The 19824-nt window shown below is 39.1% G+C and carries 15 protein-coding genes; 10 read left to right on the forward strand and 5 right to left on the reverse strand.

Translation table 11 applies throughout. The annotated features are described in order from the left end of the window. The 9 genes from CCE82_RS10910 to CCE82_RS10950 form a co-directional block, all read left to right on the forward strand. Positions 1-1863, forward strand: a 1863-nt coding sequence (locus CCE82_RS10910; protein ID WP_086429411.1) for an LPXTG cell wall anchor domain-containing protein, incomplete at its 5' end; no start/stop codon positions are given. A gap of 85 nt (positions 1864-1948) precedes the next feature. Continuing rightward, positions 1949-3196, forward strand: coding sequence for an accessory Sec system protein translocase subunit SecY2 (gene secY2, locus CCE82_RS10915; protein WP_240507202.1), 1248 nt, complete (start codon positions 1949-1951; stop codon positions 3194-3196). 10 nt (positions 3197-3206) lie between these two features. Continuing rightward, the gene (asp1, locus tag CCE82_RS10920; protein WP_086429413.1) at positions 3207-4778 is read left to right on the forward strand and encodes an accessory Sec system protein Asp1; all 1572 of its coding nucleotides are present in this window, start codon (positions 3207-3209) and stop codon (positions 4776-4778) included. Continuing rightward, on the forward strand, positions 4762-6318 hold the full coding sequence (gene asp2, locus CCE82_RS10925; RefSeq protein WP_086429414.1) for an accessory Sec system protein Asp2: 1557 nt from the start codon (positions 4762-4764) through the stop codon (positions 6316-6318). The genes asp1 and asp2 overlap by 17 nt, the downstream gene beginning before the upstream one ends. Then, the gene (gene asp3 / locus CCE82_RS10930; protein ID WP_086429415.1) at positions 6296-7222 is read left to right on the forward strand and encodes an accessory Sec system protein Asp3; all 927 of its coding nucleotides are present in this window, start codon (positions 6296-6298) and stop codon (positions 7220-7222) included. The genes asp2 and asp3 overlap by 23 nt, the downstream gene beginning before the upstream one ends. Continuing rightward, entirely contained in the window at positions 7222-9606 is a 2385-nt protein-coding gene (gene secA2, locus CCE82_RS10935) for an accessory Sec system translocase SecA2 (RefSeq protein WP_086429416.1), read from the forward strand. The genes asp3 and secA2 overlap by 1 nt, the downstream gene beginning before the upstream one ends. 15 nt (positions 9607-9621) lie before the next feature. Continuing rightward, complete coding sequence (gtfA, locus tag CCE82_RS10940) at positions 9622-11130, forward strand: accessory Sec system glycosyltransferase GtfA (protein WP_086429417.1); 1509 nt, start codon at positions 9622-9624, stop codon at positions 11128-11130. Further along, positions 11123-12454 (forward strand): accessory Sec system glycosylation chaperone GtfB, encoded by a 1332-nt coding sequence (gene gtfB / locus CCE82_RS10945; protein WP_086429418.1) that lies wholly within the window; start codon positions 11123-11125, stop codon positions 12452-12454. Before gtfA ends, gtfB begins: the two co-directional genes overlap by 8 nt. 81 nt (positions 12455-12535) lie before the next feature. Continuing rightward, a complete protein-coding gene (locus tag CCE82_RS10950) occupies positions 12536-12769 on the forward strand; it encodes a hypothetical protein (protein WP_086429419.1) in 234 nt (77 codons plus the stop codon). A gap of 25 nt (positions 12770-12794) precedes the next feature. On the opposite strand, the gene CCE82_RS10955 is transcribed toward CCE82_RS10950, so the two are convergent. Further along, positions 12795-12989, reverse strand: coding sequence for a hypothetical protein (locus tag CCE82_RS10955; RefSeq protein ID WP_086429420.1), 195 nt, complete (start codon positions 12987-12989; stop codon positions 12795-12797). A 200-nt stretch (positions 12990-13189) separates the two neighbouring features. Here CCE82_RS10955 and CCE82_RS10960 point away from each other — a divergent pair, with 200 nt between their 5' ends. Continuing rightward, positions 13190-13447 (forward strand): type II toxin-antitoxin system Phd/YefM family antitoxin, encoded by a 258-nt coding sequence (locus CCE82_RS10960; RefSeq protein WP_420822119.1) that lies wholly within the window; start codon positions 13190-13192, stop codon positions 13445-13447. A gap of 80 nt (positions 13448-13527) precedes the next feature. On the opposite strand, the gene CCE82_RS10965 is transcribed toward CCE82_RS10960, so the two are convergent. From CCE82_RS10965 to fadD, 4 genes are read right to left on the reverse strand one after another with little or no spacing between them, the layout of a single operon-like run. Beyond that, complete coding sequence (locus CCE82_RS10965) at positions 13528-14712, reverse strand: thiolase family protein (RefSeq protein ID WP_086429421.1); 1185 nt, start codon at positions 14710-14712, stop codon at positions 13528-13530. Between the two features lie 23 nt (positions 14713-14735). Continuing rightward, positions 14736-16997, reverse strand: coding sequence for a 3-hydroxyacyl-CoA dehydrogenase/crotonase FadB (gene fadB, locus CCE82_RS10970; protein WP_086429422.1), 2262 nt, complete (start codon positions 16995-16997; stop codon positions 14736-14738). A gap of 47 nt (positions 16998-17044) precedes the next feature. Continuing rightward, positions 17045-18256 carry an acyl-CoA dehydrogenase FadE gene (gene fadE, locus CCE82_RS10975; RefSeq protein WP_086429423.1) on the reverse strand — a complete coding sequence of 404 codons (1212 nt, stop codon included), beginning with the start codon at positions 18254-18256 and terminating at the stop codon, positions 17045-17047. 42 nt (positions 18257-18298) lie between these two features. Continuing rightward, positions 18299-19813 (reverse strand): long-chain-fatty-acid--CoA ligase FadD, encoded by a 1515-nt coding sequence (gene fadD, locus CCE82_RS10980; RefSeq protein ID WP_086429424.1) that lies wholly within the window; start codon positions 19811-19813, stop codon positions 18299-18301. Positions 19814-19824 lie beyond the last annotated feature (11 nt).

Here is a 19824-nt window from a genome sequence, read left to right on the forward strand (position 1 = left end):
ACTTCAACAAGCACAAGCGAATCAGATAGTATCGCGAAAGAAGTAAGCCAATTCTTCAGCGACTTAACATCAGGAGCGAAATCAACTTATGAGTCATTAAGTGAATCAGCAGCGAATGGTGGATCGACGAATGGTTCTCATTCAATGAATGCATCAGAATCAATAAGTGCATTAGTGAGCACAAGTGAATCAGATAGCATCGCGAAAGAAGTAAGTCAATTCTTCAGCGACTTAACATCAGGAGCGAAATCAACTTACGAATCATTAAGCGCATCAGTAGCAAATAGTGAATCAATGAGTGCTTCGACTTCGATGAGCACATCTGAATCAATAAGTGCAAGCACATCAACAAGTGCGTCTGACTCAGCAAGCGAATCAACAAGTACTTCAACAAGCACAAGCGAATCAGATAGCATCGCGAAAGAAGTAAGTCAATTCTTCAGCGACTTAACATCGGGAGCGAAATCAACTTACGAATCATTAAGCGCATCAGTAGCAAATAGTGAATCAATGAGTACATCAGCTTCGATGAGCACATCTGAATCAGTAAGTGCGTCAATGAGTGCAAGCGATTCAGCAAGCGTATCAGCGAGTGAATCAACAAGTACTTCAACAAGTACAAGCGAATCAGATAGTATCGCGAAAGAAGTAAGCCAATTCTTCAGCGACTTAACATCGGGAGCGAAATCAACTTATGAGTCATTAAGTGGATCAGCAGCGAATAGTGAATCAATGAGTACATCAGCTTCGATGAGCACATCTGAATCAGTAAGTACTTCAACAAGCACAAGCGAATCAGATAGCATCGCGAAAGAAGTAAGTCAATTCTTCAGCGACTTAACATCAGGAGCGAAATCAACTTACGAATCATTAAGCGCATCAGCAGCAAATAGTGAATCAATGAGTAGTTCGACTTCGATGAGCACATCTGAATCAGTAAGTGCGTCAATGAGCGCAAGCGCATCAACAAGTGTGTCTGAATCAGTAAGTACTTCAACAAGCACAAGCGAATCAGATAGCATCGCGAAAGAAGTAAGCCAATTCTTCAGTGACTTAACATCAGGAGCGAAATCAACTTATGAGTCATTAAGTGCGTCAGCAGCGAATAGTGAATCAATGAGTAGTTTGACTTCGATGAGCGCATCTGAATCAGTAAGTGCGTCAATGAGTGCAAGCGATTCAACAAGCACATCAACAAGTGCGTCTGACTCAGCAAGTACTTCAACAAGCACAAGCGAATCAGACAGCATCGCGAAAGAAGTAAGCCAATTCTTCAGCGATTTAACATCAGGAGCGAAATCAACTTACGAGTCATTAAGCGGTTCAGCAGCAAATAGTGAATCAATGAGTAGTTCAGCTTCAATGAGTACATCTGAATCAGTAAGTGCGTCAATGAGCGGAAGTGACTCAGTAAGTACTTCAACAAGTGCATCAGATTCAGCAAGCACATCAATGAGTACTTCAGAGTCAACAAGTGTATCAGATTCAGCAAGCGTTTCAACAAGCGCATCAATGAGTGTGTCAACATTGATGAGTACTTCATCATCGACAAGTGCATCAGTAAGCGTATCTGATTCAACTAGCATGTCAACAAGTGCTTCAGTGTCAGCTTCGTCATCAGCTTCAACAGCGAAGTCTTCAAGTATGACGAGCATGCCAACAAGTACATCAATGACAGATAGTAAATCTGCGAACATAGCAGAACAACCATCAAACAAAGATAAAGCTAAAATGTTACCTGATACAGGTCAAACATCATCAAAAGCTGGATTGTTTGGTGCTGTAGCGGCAATGTTAACAGGTATGGGCTTACTTAAAAAGTCCAAAAAAGAAAAAGATGACGAAACATCATCTGATCAATAATAAATAGATCAACATGGTTAGAGGGGCTAGAACAAAAACTTTTAGGGATTTTCCTGTCAAAGCGGTATCTAGCCTCTTTGACACCATGTTTTATAAAAAGAGGGTTAATGTGAAAAACAATGTCATTACACATATTTTTAATAAATATGAATATAAAATTTTATACAAACGCATATTATTCACACTTTTTATTTTATTGATATACATATTAGGCAGTAAAGTTGCCATCGTCGGCGAACATGCAATGCGCCATCACGATAGCTCATTTTATAAGTTAGCTGTTTCTAATATGGGAGGAGACATTCATCGGTTAAATGTGTTTTCACTTGGGTTAGGACCATGGCTAACGGCTATGATTATTATCAGTTTGATGTCATATAAAAACGTTGAAAAGGCAATGAGACAGACTCGGGCTGAAAAACATTTTAAGGAAAAGTTTTTAACATTAGGTTTAAGCGTCATTCAAGGTTATTTTATGCTCACTCAATTTGTAAGGGAAGAGCAGCTTCAAAAATCAAATGAGTTGTTACTCTTACTTATTTTGATTACTGGAGCAATGTTAATGATGTGGTTAGCAGATCAAAATGTCCGTTATGGCATTGCAGGACCTATGCCTATTGTGATGACGAGTATCATTCGTTCTATGTTTACGCAAAATTTATCCCCAGTGTCATTAAGTACAGTGATGCTAGTTGTGATTCTCGTATTGATGGGATTGGCAATGTTCACTTTATTATTAATAGAGTTGATTGAATATCGAACACATTATCGTGACATTATTGATATTTCAAGAGCTGATGAACTCACATACCTGGCATGGAAAATTAATCCGGGCGGCAGTATTTCGATCATGATTAGCTTATCTGTTTTCGTGTTATTCAACAGTGCTATTAATCTGATAGTCAATATGGCAACGGGAGAAGCATCGGATATAAAATGGTTTTCATTTAACCATTTTATAGGTATTAGTATTTATCTTTTTATACAAATTGTCTTGGGTTATCTTTTGTCTCGTTTAATTATAAATACAAAGCAAAATACAAAAGATTTTTTGAAAAATGGTAATTACTTTGTGGGGATTAAGCCTGGAAGTGAGACTGGAGATTATTTAAATCAAATGGCAAGACGACTATGTTGGTTTGGGACACTAATTGTTGCTGTGATCATTGGTGTGCCACTGTATAGTTCTTTACTAATCCCGCATTTGTCTCAACAAATTTATTTTGCAGTGCAATTGATTATCTTAGTTTATATTGCAATGAATATTACTGAAACTTTAAGAACGTATTTATATTTCGATAAGTATGGGCAGTTTTTAAATAAATATTGGTAAGGAGTATTTTATGAAACGTTTTATACCAGCTTGGTACAGTACCGATGATTGGTGGACGAATCAAGTCGTGCCCTTTTATTTGAGAGGGACTGTTGCTAACGAATTTGATGATTTGATCAGTCTAATGGGGATGCATTTAAAAAATGAAGTACCTTTTGAAATAGCTGTATTGAACTACATGCCTGATTTGCGAACATTTTTGCATCGTCATGAATTGTTTGAAGCGCCGTATTGGTCACTATTTGATGATATTCAAGGGTTTACGCATCAAACACCGCAATCTGTAGACTATCGCCAACTCAACTGGCCCAAAACAACTGAATTTGTTCATTCTACACTGATGATTAGGGCAATAACTTCAGAAAACACATACTCTGATATTCATTTCAGCCAGGAAGGTTATTTGTTATGGATTGAAACCTTTAAAAATGATATTGGATACGAACAATATATTTTTGATGATAGAGGTTTTTTATCTAGTTATATGACGGCGAATGAAGAAGGGTTTTGGTCTCAAAAATACTACATGACGGCTGATGGCGACTGGATTATGAAAGAAGATATTTTTACGAATAGGGTGACGATTCATCCGAAATATGTTCATCGCTTTAATCAAGAATGCTATGAAGGGATGACAGAGGTTATTGATGAATGGTTTGCAAAGTATGTACAACAATATATACAGCCTCGTGATGTGATGATTGTTGCTGCAGATGTTCGGCATAATGCAATGATTGCAGAAAATTTGGAAGCGCAAAAGTTATGTTTTTCAGTATTTCAAAAGAGAAAAACAGGGTTGTCTGACGAAGGAATCGCATCCATGGTCAACGGTGGCTATTGGTTAGCTGATACTTTGGAAAGCAATCAATATCTTGTGAACTTTAAAACAGAACACCGGTTAAGTAATCAAATCATGCGTATTACACCATTCGATGCGCAAATTACACCCAATATGAGTAGTCAGCTTTATGAAACCTATATTGGTGTCTGGGTAGATGGCCTGAGTAAAGAAGAATTACACCAAATCAATACACAATTAATTCATGAAATTGAACGTGAGCCACAAACACGAGTAACTTTATTAACGCGTGCTGAAACATTTAAAGTTCCAATATGGGTTATGGGAGAAGTACAAAGGATTCAAGAACATTTTACGAAACGTTCGACTCAACCTTTGTTAGACCAAGATATCGCCAAAAATGGTAAACCTAAAGAAATTATCTACGCATCAGTAAAAAGCGTGCCGTTCGAAAATGATATTGTTGAAGCAATTTCTACGTTAAGACTATTGATTGATTTGAACGAAGAACCGGATTTATTTCTTCAAATTTGTTGTATGGGTGCAGGATTACCACAGATTAACCTTATGGAAACAGATTATGTAGAACATGAAAGAAATGGCTATATTATTCCGGATATTGAAGCATTACCATTAGCAATAGATTTTTATTTAATGCACTTGAAAAACTGGAATCGATCCTACGCTTATGCAATGAAGTTGTCAAAGATGTATACGTCGGATGAAATTTTAAAACAGTTGGATGATTGGTTAGAAGGTGAAACACATGGCACGGAAATATAATATGCTTCAAATTGGCGGTGAGAACTACCAACATCTTTTTAGTGATCGTAAAGATGTGAACTGGGTATATCAATCATTTGAATCATTATCGGACGTTGAAGCTATTAGAGCGCTGATGAAAAATCAAAAAGCATTTGAATTTGTATTCGTTCAAGCCCCGTACTCGGAAGCTTTAATTCAAGTCTTTCGTTTAGTAAGTTCGCCATATAACACTTATGTTGATCAACAATTTTGGGATGTAGGATTTGAAGCGGAAGATATAGTCAGGGAACGTTTCATTCGTCCTTTTCCTTATAAGGATGAAGCAGATCGTTTAGACAAATTAATTTCATTAGCATATCCAGGACAGTATGGTGACCACATTTCACCTACGACCGCGGTTGTTAATCAGTCGTTTGAAGGAGAGTATCGTTACGAAGGACAACATAAGTTAGTGATGACAGGGGACTTTGGTGAGGATTTTCAACCTATTCTCTCGTGGAAAATGTATTTATATTATGACAAAAATAAAGTCAATCAATTTTGGGCAGAATATACCACGACAGGAGATGTAGAGATTTCGTACACATTGCGCCTCTATGAAACAGTGGATATGCCTGAATTAAAAGAGACGTATGTGCTAGAAGGAGAACTTTTAAAAACACCCTTAAACATTCCACGAAAAGACTATGATGCTTTTATTTTGGTGAGTGCTAAAGCAAAAGGTAAGGGGACACTATGCGTAGGCAATTTGCATAAACGTTGGATGCGTAATGAGTTTGGTAACTTTATTTTAGGGGGTCAGCGTTTTTCGGATGAAGCAAGAGAAGAGTTTTTTCATTATTTTGATCCAGGTGATCTCAAGCCGCCACTTAACGTCTATTTCAGTGGATACCGAACGGCAGAAGGATTTGAAGGTTTTTATATGATGCGTGGTCTTAAGGCGCCCTTTTTATTATTTGGCGATCCACGTTTCGAAGGGGGCGGATTTTACCTCGGCAGTGAGACCTATGAAAATCAAATCAAAAAAGTAATTAAAGATGCTTTGGAATGGTTGGGGTTCAAAGATGATGAGTTAATTCTATCTGGTTTATCGATGGGATCATTTGGTGCGTTATATTACGGAGCACAACTTAATGCATCTGCCATTGTTGTTGGTAAACCACTTGTGAATGTTGGTGGTATTGCTGACAGTATGAGACTCATGCGACCAGAAGAGTTTGGTACGTCATTAGATATTTTGTTGGAAAACGAAAAGGCACTCAATCAAGCTGCTGTTCAACGATTGAATAATAGGTTTTGGGATGTGTTAGAGCAATCAGATATCAGCAATACTATTTTTGCTGTCGCATACATGGAAAATGATGACTATGATTTATATGCGTTTCAAAATTTATTGCCAGTGTTGTCTCGTCAGCATGCGCGTGTCATGAGCCGTAGTATTCCGGGGCGTCACAATGATGATACGACAACAATCGCGAGTTGGTTTACGAATTTTTACCATATGATTATGGAAAGTCGATTTGGGAGAGTGAGACATGAAAGAAAAAAATCAATTTAATATTCGCTGGACTCAAATAACGAAAACCACATTTATGTATGGATCATTATTACGCTTCAAACCTACAGAAACTTTATTCGAAAATGAACTGATGCCATCTGGAATCGTTTTACATGAATGGAAAATGATAACGAGTTATGAAAAAGATAATGCGATACCGACATTGCCTATTTTGAAGAAAAATGAAACATATCGTTTTAAGTTTGATTATGAAGTGAAACCTGTGGGCAGTATCTATTTTAAAATCATTTTCAAACGCCGAAATGGGAGCGTTTGCGACTATAAAATTATTAAAGGTCATGAAGCAGACATCATGATGCCATCCGAAGCATTTTCATATGTTGTTCAAATGATTAATATGGCGACAGAATCATTGGTTTTTCGTCAAATTATCATTCAAGATGTCTCCTACAATACGACTCCATCACAATTAGTTGAAGTGAGTGACATCCACAATGCCGATCCAACTTCTCAATTTGCGACGGTTGTTTTTGTAGAGGATGAAGGGATTCAAGAGGATGCGATACGCCATATTCGCAACTGTATTTTAGTGACAAAATGGCATCAACCCCATATGACTTCTGTCATCAATGAATTGAAAACATTACTGCAACCGTATCACGAACGTTATATCTTACAGTTTGTCGGTTACCATGCACGTTCAAATGAGATGGCTTATGCGATGGGTGCTCAAATGGATGCATCTGTATTTGTGACTTCATTGCGTCATCCTGAATTCCAAAAACAACTTGGAACCACGGATATAGTATTTAACGGTGTTGCGATTTATCAGCCATATGAAGATGAAATCACGCCAGCGCTGGATTTGGTGACGCCTATTTTAAATCAAAGTCATCATTTGCTTGGTTTAGATGCGCAATGGGTTAATGGAGGTGGCTTGTAATGAGCAATCGTATGCATCAATCGATTAACGAATTACGCTTAAAGCGACTGAGACGTATTTTACGACGCATTAATCAATACCAAAGTGAGTTTGAACAACTTTCAGATAAAGCTTTACAACAGAAAACGACAAAATTTCGACAGTTGCTTGCTGAAGGTCAAACATTAGACGATTTATTGCCTGAAGCTTACGCGGTGATTCGAGAAGCAAGTCGACGTATACTCGGCATGTTTCCTAAAGATGTACAAGTGTTAGGTGCGATTGTCTTACATGAAGGCAATATCGCAGAAATGCAAACAGGTGAAGGTAAAACGCTCACTGCAACGATGCCGTTATATTTAAATGGCTTATCTGGTAAAGGTGCGTATTTAATTACGACGAATGACTATTTAGCCAAGCGTGACTATTTAGAAATGAAGCCGTTATTTGAATGGTTAGGTTTAACGATTGGCCTAGGGTTTGTCGATATTCCAAATTATGAGTACAAGAAGGGTGAAAAGCAAAAAATTTATAAACATGACATCATTTATACGACTGGCGGGAGACTTGGGTTTGACTATTTAATTGATAACTTAGCTGAAAGTCGTGAAGGTAAATTTTTACCAAAGTTGAACTACGGCATTATTGATGAAGTCGATTCGATTATTTTAGATTCAGCGCAGACACCGCTCGTTATTTCTGGAGTGCCGCGTGTGCAATCGAATTTATTTGGAGTTGTGAATACATTTGTAGAAACTTTAGTTGAACATCAACATTTCAAAATGAAGCAAACGAAAAAAGAAATTTGGTTAACAGAGCGTGGTATTGAAGCGGCTAATAAGTATTTTGGTGTCGACAATATTTATGACGAACCGTACTTTGATTTAGTGCGTAACATTAACTTATGTTTACGTGCGCAATATTTATTTGAAAACAATACCGACTACTTTGTATATAAAGGGGAAGTCATCTTGATCGACCGTATTACTGGGCGGATGATGCCAGGAACGAAACTTCAATCCGGACTGCATCAAGCGATTGAAGCGAAAGAAGGCGTCAAACTATCAGCGGATATGAGTGTGATGGCGACGATTACGTTCCAAAACTTATTTAAACAGTTTAGAGATTTTTCTGGGATGTCGGCTACGAGTCATTTAGGTGAGAAGGAATTTTTAGATTTATATACAAAAATCGTGGTACAAATTCCAACTGACAGACCGGTTCAACGTATTGATTATCCAGATCGTGTTTTTAGAAGCATTGAAGATAAAAATTTCGCGATTATCGAACGTGTCAAAGAACTGTATGCAGAGCAACGACCTGTGCTTGTCATTACACGTACAGCTGAAGTGGCTGAATATTTTTCGTCTACATTCTTTGAACTCGATATTCCGAATAACTTACTGATCGCACAAAATGTTGCAAAAGAAGCGCAAATGATTGCAGAAGCAGGTCAATTAAAAGCGGTTACTGTTGCAACGAGTATGGCAGGTCGTGGTACAGACATTAAGCTTGCAGAAGGTGTGAAAGAATTAGGAGGTCTTGCGGTCATTGTGAGTGAACATATGGAAAATAGCCGTGTAGACCGACAATTGCGTGGGCGTTCTGGACGACAAGGTGACCCAGGGACTTCGCAAATTTACATTTCATTAGACGATTACCTTGTTAAACGTTGGGGCAAGGTAAAATCGATGGATAAAAAACGATTGAGTGAAATTGATACAGATACATTACAAAATAGCCGTATATTCCAAAATCGTGTGAAAAAGATTGTCCAACGTGCACAACGTTTGTCAGAAGAACAAGGCATTCAAGCAAGAGAACAAGCAAATGAATATGAGAAAAGCATTAGTATCCAACGCGAACTGATATATAAAGAGCGCAACCGTGTATTGGATTTCAAAAATTTAGATGATGTTCATTTAACGAAGCTAGCGCGTGAAGTATTTGAAGAAGCGTATGACTTCAACGATTATACAACGCCGGAATGGGTGAACTATATATACAAAAATTTAAGTTTTCAATTCAAAGGAGACTTAGACACGTTGGACTTAAAAGATAGAGGTGCGGTGCTTGATTATTTGATGGACATTTTTCAACAACAACTCGACTATCAAAAAGCAAATTTAGATGATTACTTTTATACGAGTTTTGTACAAAAAGCGATATTAAAAGCAATCGATAGCAATTGGATTAAACAAGTTGATCATTTACAAAGATTAAAAAGTAGTGTTAATACGCGCCAAAACGGAAAACGCAGTCCGATATTTGAATATCACAGAGTGGCATTAGAATCGTTTGAAAAGATGAAAGATGTCATTAAAAAAGATATTGTTAAATACTTATGTCAAAGTATTACAAATTTTGATAAAGAGCAACGTTTAATCGTACATTTTCCAAATTAAAGAGGTGATTTCAAAGTGACAATTTATAATATTAACTTTGGTATCGGCTGGGCGAGTAGTGGTGTAGAATATGCACAAATGTATCGTGCTAAACTATTACGCGGCTTAGATGAACCATTGAAATTTGTGTTTTTAGAATTTATGAGTGGAGATAACCTCCAAACTTTGACTGAAAATATTGGCTTCAAGGATGAAGAAGTCATTTGGTTGTATCAGTATTTTACAGATGTCAAAATTGCACCAACAACTTACACGTTGGATGACATCAAAGCGTCAGTACATGAAGAGATTGTCCGAGAAGAGCAAGAAGGTACAGTGCGATGGTTACATTTAGACGAGCCAGGTTCATTCATTACATGCTATTTGAAAAATGAAAATGAGCCGTATGTGGACTGCGCTGAATTTGTGATTAATAGTAAATTAGTACGTAAAGATTATTACAGCTATATTCGTACGTTTTCTGAGTTTTATGCACCAGAAGATAATAAAGCGAAGTTGTATATGCGTCATTTTTACAATGAAGATGGCTCAGTGGCGTATACAGAATTTATCGACGGTGATACGAATGTCTATGCGCTTAAAGATGCAACGTTGTATACGAAAGAAGAATTTGTAGCCTATTTCATGCGTAAATTGAATTTAACAGCTGATGATATTGTAATCTATGATCGTGCTTCTAAAGTGGGACAAGCGATGTTACAAAATCAAGGTGAAGCTAAAGGTGGCGTTGTTGTTCACGCTGAGCACTTCAGTGAAAACTCAACTGATGACGACTACATTTTATGGAACAACTATTACGAGTATCAATTTATGAATGTGAATGAAATTGATTTTTACATCACTGCGACAGAACGTCAAACGGAAATTTTAAGAGCGCAATTTAAGAAGTATTTAAATGCAGAACCGAAAATATTCACGATTCCAGTAGGTAGTTTAGACCAATTGACGAAACCAAAAGAAAAACGTCGTCCATATTCGATGATTACTGCGTCACGTTTAGCGAGTGAAAAACATATCGACTGGCTCGTACGTGCAGCAGCGATTGCGAAAAAAGAAGTACCTGAACTGACTTTTGACATTTACGGTGAAGGTGGCGAGCGTGAAGAAATTGAAAAATGGATTGAAAAATTAGGGGCTCAAGACTATATCAAGTTGTTAGGACACCAAAAATTAGATGACATTTATCAAAAGTATCCATTATTCGTCGCAGCATCAACAAGTGAAGGTTTCGGATTAACATTGATGGAAGCGGTCGGATCTGGTTTAGGTATGATTGGTTTTGATGTAAATTATGGTAACCCAACGTTTATTCGAGATGGCAAGAATGGCTACCTCATTCCGATTGATGAAAAAGAAGAAGGTAGAGAGGTTGTTGTTGAGCGTTTGGCAGAAGCAATGGTGCGTTTCTTCAATGATGGCCCAGCTGCACCACATGATCAGTCATATGAAATTGCAGAACCGTACTTATTAGAAAATACACGACAAAAATGGAAAGAATTAGTAGAAGAGGTGTTACATGGTTAATTTATTTGAGCACTTTGATCGCAATTCACAAGAGTTATATCAAACATTGAAACTTGCAGGGCACCAAGATGATACAATCGTTTTAATTGATGATGGTTTTTTACCAGACGGCATCATTTCACCTTATTCATTTTTTGCGAATTATCAAGCACCATCTGAAAAGCGTGCACGTTATTTTAATGAAGTACCAATGCCACGTTTTTGGGAAATTGAAGGAAATAACGAAGAAGCTTGGGTCAAAGACATGAGTTATACAAGAGCTTATATTCATTTTCATTCTGGAGATAAGCGCCGACTTGTGACACATGTTGAGTGGCTTGATCAATACGGAAAATTACAATATGTCAATCACTACAACCAACACGGGCTTCATTTTGCGCAAACCGTTTATGATTTAAATGGAAAAATGATTTTTAGACGCTATTTAGATCAACAAGGTAAAGAAGTGATTTATGAAAATTTTATCGCTTCAAGTATTATTTTAACTTGGAAAGGTCAGTATTATCACTTCAACAGTCAGACAGCATTCTTAGTCTTTTTCTTAAAGCAACTCGGCGTTGATTTGAGTCGTTTTGTGATCAACTCACTCGGTTTGCCATTCTCAGTGTTGTATCAACTGGATGTGCCGGGCGAAGATACACTATTTTGGCAAGAGTCATCACAAGGTGAAGTTCCAGGAAATATGCGCTTGATTTTGGAAGACAACATCAACCGTGACTGTCGTGTGTTAATCCCGTCGCATAAAGAATATGAAATCATCAGCGAACAACTCAATGATGAAGAACGAGAACATATTGCGTATAGTGGTTATCTGTATGAATATCAATCAAAAAATCAATATTCAGCTAACATTTTAACTATGACAAACTCAGATCAAATCACAAACTTAGTAGAAATGATTGAAGCTTGTCCATTTGCGACATTCCACATTGGCGCAGTGACTGAAATGTCGACGGTCTTGACATCGTTAGACTCATACAAAAATGTAAAATTGTATGAAACGATTGAAACTGAAACGATTGAAAAGTTGTATCATAAGTGCGATGTGTACTTGGATATTAATGAAGGTGGCGAAATTGTGAATGCAGTTCGAAAAGCATTTGATTTCGACATGCTCATTATGGGTTATGAAGATATTGCACATAACCGCACATACACTGCACCAGAAAACTTATTTACTAAAGAAGATCAAGCAGCAGACCTCATTCAAGCTGTGAAAGATGTTTACTTGAAGAAACGTTACTTTAAAGTGCGCAAAGACTATCAACAAAAACATGCGAATGAAACAACGGTTGAAGCATTTAATGCTGTATATCAAGCATAATATAGAAAAAGAGACAGTTTAGCGCTGTCTCTTTTTTTGAAATGTGTATGCATAGACAATGAAAAGAAGGGAGAAATGTGAATGTCTGAATTCATTACTATCATGACATTTATTGTTCTGTTGGCCATACAGTATTTTCTTTCATCTAAGAATCAATACTTAGGCTTTATCATACCTATCGTTTTTAGCGGATTTGTACTGTTTTTATTGATTACGGATAGATTAGGATTCATTTCATCATTAGTATTTTTAGTTTTAGGTCTCATACTTTTAATAGAACAATGGTATAAAGGAAAAAAGAAACTGGATACATGATCAATATCAGTGAAATAGAACGGCATCACCATTTTTTAGTGAATACATAGCTAAGATAAACAGCTGTGTTGACGAAAAATGGAAGCAGGCAGTATAGAATAATCTTCCAGAAAGGTCCTTCTGCTTTCCAAATAATGAAAAATAAAATCATCAAAAAAACAGAAATCATTATTCCGAGAAGCGGTAAAGACTTGATGTATTTTTCTTGGTTTTTGTTCATGCCAATACTCCTTTAAAAATAAATAGAGGTATGTTATTCATATAAAAATGAAATATTTTTAATTCATGTCACTTTGATTATATAAATAAATGAAGCGGATTGGAAATATAGATTTACTGAAAAGTGGTAAAATGGCAATGAAGGATGTCTAGTATTTGAATTGAATGTCAAAAATGTAGTGATGAGGAGGTGTCTTGGTAGTGTACAAAGTGACGGCTGAACACGCTGAAAAAGAACTATTGAGCATGATTCAACAAGTTAATGAACAAGACGCGCCTATACTGATTTGTGATTCTAAAACTGACAATCATGCGGTGATCATGAGTCAAAAGCAATGGAGAAGTATTCAGGAAACATTATACCTTGAAACTTCTGGAACGATGGAAAAGGCTAGAAAACGTGAAAAAGATAGTGGTGGTTTCGTCAATATAGATGACATAGACTGGAATAGATTATAAATTTCACTATTATCGAAATAAACGCCCCGCTCAACATGAACGATCACACGTTGAGTGGGGCGTTGCTGTTTTGATGTGTCCTATTTCACTAATTCAAAAATACCTGCTGCGCCCATTCCGACGCCAATACACATTGTGACCATGCCATACCGTACATCTGAACGTTTACGCATTTCTGCTAATAAGCGTCCTGTTAAGATCGCACCTGTTGCGCCCAATGGATGGCCTAACGCAATGGCGCCACCGTTCACATTAGTATTCTCAGTCGACAACCCGACTTCACGCATGGAGGCTAATGTTTGTGAGGCGAATGCTTCGTTTAACTCGATTAAATCCATATCGTCTATTGTTAAGTCGGTTAATTTTAATACTTCTGGAATCGCAAATGCGGGTCCGATTCCCATCAGTTTAGGATCGACACCTACCGCTTTAAATCCGACAAAGCGTGCAATAGGTGTAACGCCGAGTGCTTTTACTTTTTCACCAGACATGACGACCACAAAGCCGACCCCGTCCGAAAGTGGGGCAGATGTTCCTGCTGTCACTGTGCCGTCTGCTTTAAATACGGTCGGTAATTTTGCGAGTGTTTCTGCATTGGTGTCTGGTCGTACGAGTTCATCTGTATCAAACATTTCTGTATGCACATGTGGGCCGTCCTGATCATAAGTTACCTTTTTGACACGAATCGGAATAATCTCATCTTCAAATTTCCCGTTTTGTTGAGCCGCTGTTGCGCGTTGGTGGCTTTGTACGGCATAAGCATCTTGGTCCTCGCGCGAGACATGATACGTATCGGCGACATTTTCAGCAGTGAGACCCATTGGATAAGAGGCCCCGATGTCTTCTTGTTGTAACGTAGGATTGTTTGTTGGTTCGTTACCACCCATCGGCACAGCGCTCATCAGTTCGACACCACCCGCGACGAGAATGTCACCCTGTCCGGCCATAATTTGATTGGCGGCGAGTGCAATGGTTTGTAATCCTGATGAGCAATAACGGTTCACAGTTTGACCGGGTACTGTATCCGCCAAGCCAGCACGTAAGGCAATCGTTCTTGCAATGTTTTGACCTTGTAACCCTTCAGGAAACGCATTACCCACAATGACATCTTCTACCATGTCAGGTCGGAATGTGCCGTCTACACGGTTGAGCACACCCTTTAACACTTCTGCTGCAACATCATCTGGTCGTTCGTGAAAGAGTGCTCCATTTTTGGCTTTGGCGACTGCAGAGCGGCCGTAAGCGACAATATAAGCTTCACGCATGTCAATCATCCTCTCTCTTTTGATTAGTTTCGTAATGGTTTGCCGTGTTTGAGCATATAGGCAATTCTTTCGTACGTTTTTTCTGTTTTGATAAGCTCTAAGAAATGTACTTTTTCGAGTTTTTGAATGTAACGTTGGTTGATATACGTGTTGCGCGGAAGGTCTCCACCTGATAAGACTGTCGCAATGCGTAAGGCGATGTTGTAATCGTGATCACTAATGTAATGACCAAGACGTTGTGCATCGAGTTGACCTTGTGCGAGTGCGAGGAAGTCTTCTCCTAGCGCGATATATTGTCTTTTCGGTGTCGGCATGTAATGTGCATCTGCTTCATATTGCGCACGTTGTAAGGCGATTTCGACACGGCGCTCCTGATTGAAAATGATCGTATCAGTCGGACGCAAGAAACCGTAACGCTGTGCTTCAAACGCATTGGTCGATACTTTCGCTAAGCCGACTGTCATGAGAAACTGTGTCATCGATGCTTGTTTATCGTTCATCATATGTGACGTTTGTAAAATACGATCGCTCATTTCTGCGAGACCTCCGCCACTTGGTAAGAGACCGACACCTGCTTCGACAAGTCCCATATACGTTTCACTGCTTGCGACGACGAATGGTGAATGAAGTACAAGTTCGCATCCGCCACCGAGCACACGTCCTTGAATGGCTGTGACAACAGGTTTTTCACTATATTTTAAGCGGTTGAAACTCGCATGTAATTGATCAATCGCCGGCGCAATCAGTTCATCGACTTGTCCAGTTTCGTGTGCTTTTTTCATTTCGTAAAGGTTCGCACCGACACTAAAGTGTGGACCGTCAGCATAAATGACCATGCTTGAATAAGGTTCATTTTCCAACATATCAATGGCTTCTACCAAGTCATCGTTAAAAGCGTCCGTAATGACATTATTGTGACTTCTGAGTTTCAACAATAGCTGTTGCTCATTGATGATGGCGAGTTGTGAATCTCTACGTTGCCAAAGGATTTTATCCAGTTGATGTTCAATCGGTGTGACATAATCAATCGTTTCACATTCTCCATAAAAACCGTCTTCTACTTGTTGAATCCAGTCAGGTAAGGTGCCGAGTTCTGCTTCAATACGCATTTTCACACGGTCAAATCCCATTAAATCCCATAGTTGGAAAGGACCTAATTTCCAGTTGAAGCCCCAAACGAGTGCGCGGTCAATATCGCGAAAGTCATCCGTTGCTTTTGGGACGTTCACTGCAGCGTAATAAAAATTGTTACGTAACGTCTCCCACAAAAATTGTCCGGCTGGATCTGTTGCGTTGAAAATGACGTCTAAGTTGTGTGCCAAGTCTTTATTGAAAGAGGCAAGGATAGGTAATTCGGGCTTTGTCACGGGAACGTAATCCTGCTTTTCGACATCATACACAAGACGTTGTTTTTGTTTGCGATCTTTTTTGTAAAAGCCTTGTTTCGTTTTACGACCGAGTGCACCTGCTTCATACAATGTGTTAACGACTTGAATATCATGGAAGTACGGCGCTTCTTCAGGCACTTGTTGTAAACCACGAATAACGGATACGGCAATGTCTAAACCGACCAGGTCAGATAGGGCATACGTTCCTGTTTTCGGTCGCCCGATGATTTTGCCTGTCAGTGCGTCCACTTCTGTAATCGAGAAGCCTTGTTGTTCTGCACGATACATAATGTCGTTCATCGTTTGTGTTCCGATGCGATTCGCCACAAAGCCAGGGACATCATTGACAACGATCACACCTTTACCGAGCACTTCTTGTGTAAATGTCTGAACGTATTGAACGATGCTTTCGTCAGTTTTCGCATTAGGGATAAGCTCGACTAATTTCATAATGCGTGGTGGGTTGAAGAAATGTAAGCCGAAAAAGCGCTTTTTATCTTCGGGTCCAAACACTTTCGCAATCGCTTCAATCGGAATACCAGATGTGTTCGTCGCAAATAAGGCTTCTGGTTTCGCTGCTTGTACGACTTGTTGCCATAATTGATGTTTTACTTCTAAATCTTCTTTGACGGCTTCTAAATAAAGGTCCGCATCATCATCTGCCAAGTCATCTCTAAAGTTGCCATATGTGAGGTGCGGGGCAAGCGCAAGGTCAAACAGTAATGGCTTTTTAGGATGTGTAATTTTATCGTAAGCCGCTTTAGAAATTTTGTTCGGATCATTGTCATCGATTACGATATCTAATAATTTCACTTTAAGTCCAGCATTGACAAGGACAGCGGCGAGTTGTGCGCCCATTGTCCCTGCACCAAGGACGGTTACTTTTCTAATTGTCATCGTATTTTCCTCCCATTTTTCGCTTTTTGGCTTGTGATCGCTTTGTTTTAGACGAATGCAGAGACGCCTGTCAGTGCACGGCCAATCACAAGTGCATTCATTTCGTGTGTGCCTTCATACGTGTAAATGGCTTCAGCGTCTGAGAAAAAGCGTGCAATATCTTGTTCGCCAGCAAGAATACCGTTACCTCCTGTGATGCCACGTCCCATTGCGACAGATTCACGGAGACGAAGGGCATTCATCATTTTTGCTGTAGAAGTCGCTACCTCATCGTACTCACCATTTTCTTGCATACGTGCGAGTTGTGCACTCATCGCCATCGCATGTGTTAAGTTGCCTTGAATCATGGCGAGTTTTTCTTGGATGAGTTGATACTGACTGATAGACTTGCCAAATTGTTTGCGTTGTTTCACATAATCGAGTGACGCACGTAATGTTCCAGCGAGTGCACCTGTTGCCATGTAAGCGACACCTGCACGCGTAGAGTATAAAATTTTAGCGATATCTTTAAAACTTGTAATGTTTTGGAGACGATCGGCTTCTTTCACTTTGACATTTTTGAGTCGAATTTCAGCGTTTGGCACGATACGTAATGCGATTTTATGTTGGAGGACGTCAATTTCTACGCCATCCTGATCAGGTGTGACGACAAAGCAATGAGGTTTACCGGTCTCCTTGTTGACCGCAAAGACTGGAATCACATCGGACACATGTGCACCACCAATCCATTTTTTCGCGCCGTTAATGACCCATTCATCACCATGACGTTCAGCGACTGTTTCGAGACCTCCTGCAACATCCGAACCATGATCTGGCTCAGTGAGGGCAAAACATGTGCGCAATTCATGTGACTGAAGTTTAGGGACATATTTTGCGACTTGTTCAGGGCTGCCTCCGAATAGGAACGTATTGTGACCAAGACCTTGATGGACACCAAGCAATGTCGCAAGTGACACATCAAAGCGCGCAATCGTATAAGACATGAAAAATTGAAACAGTTGGCTCGGTGTTTTCGCATCTTCACGGCCTTGGTAAAGAAGAGGGTTCGTAAAGTAATTCAAGTTTCCAATATCTTTAAAGTAGTCTTCTGGCACTGTCGCATCGACCCAATGTTGGTTGATATCTTGGCGGTATTTGCTTTCTAACAAGTCATTGAGCTGTTGTAACAATTCCACTTCGCCCTCTGTTAACCCTTTCGCAATACTTAAAATATCTTCAGGATAAAGTTGTTTTAATACTGCTGTTTTGTCTGTAGTCATAATAGATTACCTCCTAATAGTGATATTCGAGTGACTTGCTTGTTATTGCTCAGCTGCTTGTTGTTGTGCTTTGTCGTTCATCATTTTTGCAATGGCGATTTTGTCTGGTTTTTGTGTGGAGTTCAGTGGCATATGTGTGACCGGTAAATACATGCGTGGTACTTTATAGCCGGCTAATCGTTCGCGCATATGTTGATCAAGTTGGTCCACGTAATCCTCAGGTTGATCTCTTAAAATAATCGCGGCTGCAATCGATTCACCGTATTTCGGATGTTCGTAACCGACAACGACACAACGATCAATCAGTGGATGTTCGGCGAGTACATTTTCAACTTCTGATGGAAGGACGTTTTCACCACCCGTAATAATCAGTTCTTTTTTACGGTCGATAATAAAAATGTCACCATCTGCATCTTTTTTCGCCAAATCACCTGTCAGTAAATATTGTTCGTGGAAAATTTTGGCTGTTTCTTCAGGTTTATTCCAATAGCCGGGCGTCACGTTTTTCGCACGAATCGACAGTTCACCGATTTCACCGTTTGCGACTTCATTTTTGTCTTCGTCTAACACTTTTGCATCGACAAACATGACCGCTTTCCCGATACTCATCGGTTTATGTCGCGCGTTGTCAGGGGTGTTGACCATGACGAGTGGTGCCTCAGTTAAACCGTAGCCGTTAATAATGTTAATGCCGTATTTTTTGAACGCTTGTTGAATGCTCGGCAGTGGTTGTGAGCCGCCTTGGATGACATATTTCATCGCTCTAAAGTCATCAGGGTTGAAATTGTCTTGTGTCAATGTGCTGTAATACATCGTTGGAATCATAATGAGAAAGTCTGGATGATACTGGGCAATCATGTCGTTCAGTTCTTCGCCATTGAAATAGCGTTGCAATACTAATGTGCCACCTGCCATCAAAGTCGGTAACACGGTATCGTTAAAACCTAAAACATGAAACATCGGAGTGGAAATAATTGTGAGATAGTCTGAGTTGAATTTATAAGTCAGTTCAATATTGGCGCCGTTATGCACGAATGATTCATAGGAAAACATGACACCTTTAGGTTCACCTGTTGTTCCACTCGTATAAATCAATGCGGCAAGGTCTGTTGATTCTACAGCAATCGCTTTGAATACAGAATGTTGCGTGGGGTCAACAATTTGGTTGTATGCAGTCGAATCAATGTCCATATGCAAGTAATCCGGATTGACCTCACTGAGCGAACTTAAATGCTTTTCAGCGTAAAACAATAATTTCAAAGTAGAATCCTCGACAATAGCTGCGATTTCTTTTGGGTTAAGTCGCCAGTTAATCGGTAAAAACACTGCTCCCATTTTGAAACAAGCGAACAGTAAATCTAACAATGCGACATCATTGGGTGCAAGTACACCGACGACATCTCCTTTTTGAATCCCTTGCTTTGTTAGGTAATGTGCCATATTATCTGCACGAATATTCAGTTGCTGGTATGACCATTTTGTCCCTTTAAGATGGTCAATTACTGCGGGTTTCTCGACATCAAAATCTGCGCGTGTTTTAATCCAATCGAAATTCATCTCTCTATACC

Origin of the sequence: Staphylococcus cornubiensis (assembly GCF_900183575.1) — a bacterium.
Classification (GTDB): domain Bacteria; phylum Bacillota; class Bacilli; order Staphylococcales; family Staphylococcaceae; genus Staphylococcus; species Staphylococcus cornubiensis.

Excerpts from the sequence above, each read along its gene's own strand:
- CCE82_RS10950 (WP_086429419.1), top strand. The coding sequence starts at position 12,536 with ATGTCTGAATTCATTACTATCATGACATTTATTGTTCTGTTGGCCATA.
- asp1 (WP_086429413.1), top strand. The coding sequence starts at position 3,207 with ATGAAACGTTTTATACCAGCTTGGTACAGTACCGATGATTGGTGGACG.
- asp3 (WP_086429415.1), top strand. The coding sequence starts at position 6,296 with ATGAAAGAAAAAAATCAATTTAATATTCGCTGGACTCAAATAACGAAA.
- gtfB (WP_086429418.1), top strand. The coding sequence starts at position 11,123 with ATGGTTAATTTATTTGAGCACTTTGATCGCAATTCACAAGAGTTATAT.
- CCE82_RS10955 (WP_086429420.1), bottom strand. The coding sequence starts at position 12,989 with ATGAACAAAAACCAAGAAAAATACATCAAGTCTTTACCGCTTCTCGGA.
- fadE (WP_086429423.1), bottom strand. The coding sequence starts at position 18,256 with ATGACTACAGACAAAACAGCAGTATTAAAACAACTTTATCCTGAAGAT.
- asp2 (WP_086429414.1), top strand. The coding sequence starts at position 4,762 with ATGGCACGGAAATATAATATGCTTCAAATTGGCGGTGAGAACTACCAA.
- CCE82_RS10965 (WP_086429421.1), bottom strand. The coding sequence starts at position 14,712 with ATGCGTGAAGCTTATATTGTCGCTTACGGCCGCTCTGCAGTCGCCAAA.
- fadB (WP_086429422.1), bottom strand. The coding sequence starts at position 16,997 with ATGACAATTAGAAAAGTAACCGTCCTTGGTGCAGGGACAATGGGCGCA.
- secY2 (WP_240507202.1), top strand. The coding sequence starts at position 1,949 with ATGTTTTATAAAAAGAGGGTTAATGTGAAAAACAATGTCATTACACAT.
- secA2 (WP_086429416.1), top strand. The coding sequence starts at position 7,222 with ATGAGCAATCGTATGCATCAATCGATTAACGAATTACGCTTAAAGCGA.
- fadD (WP_086429424.1), bottom strand. The coding sequence starts at position 19,813 with ATGAATTTCGATTGGATTAAAACACGCGCAGATTTTGATGTCGAGAAA.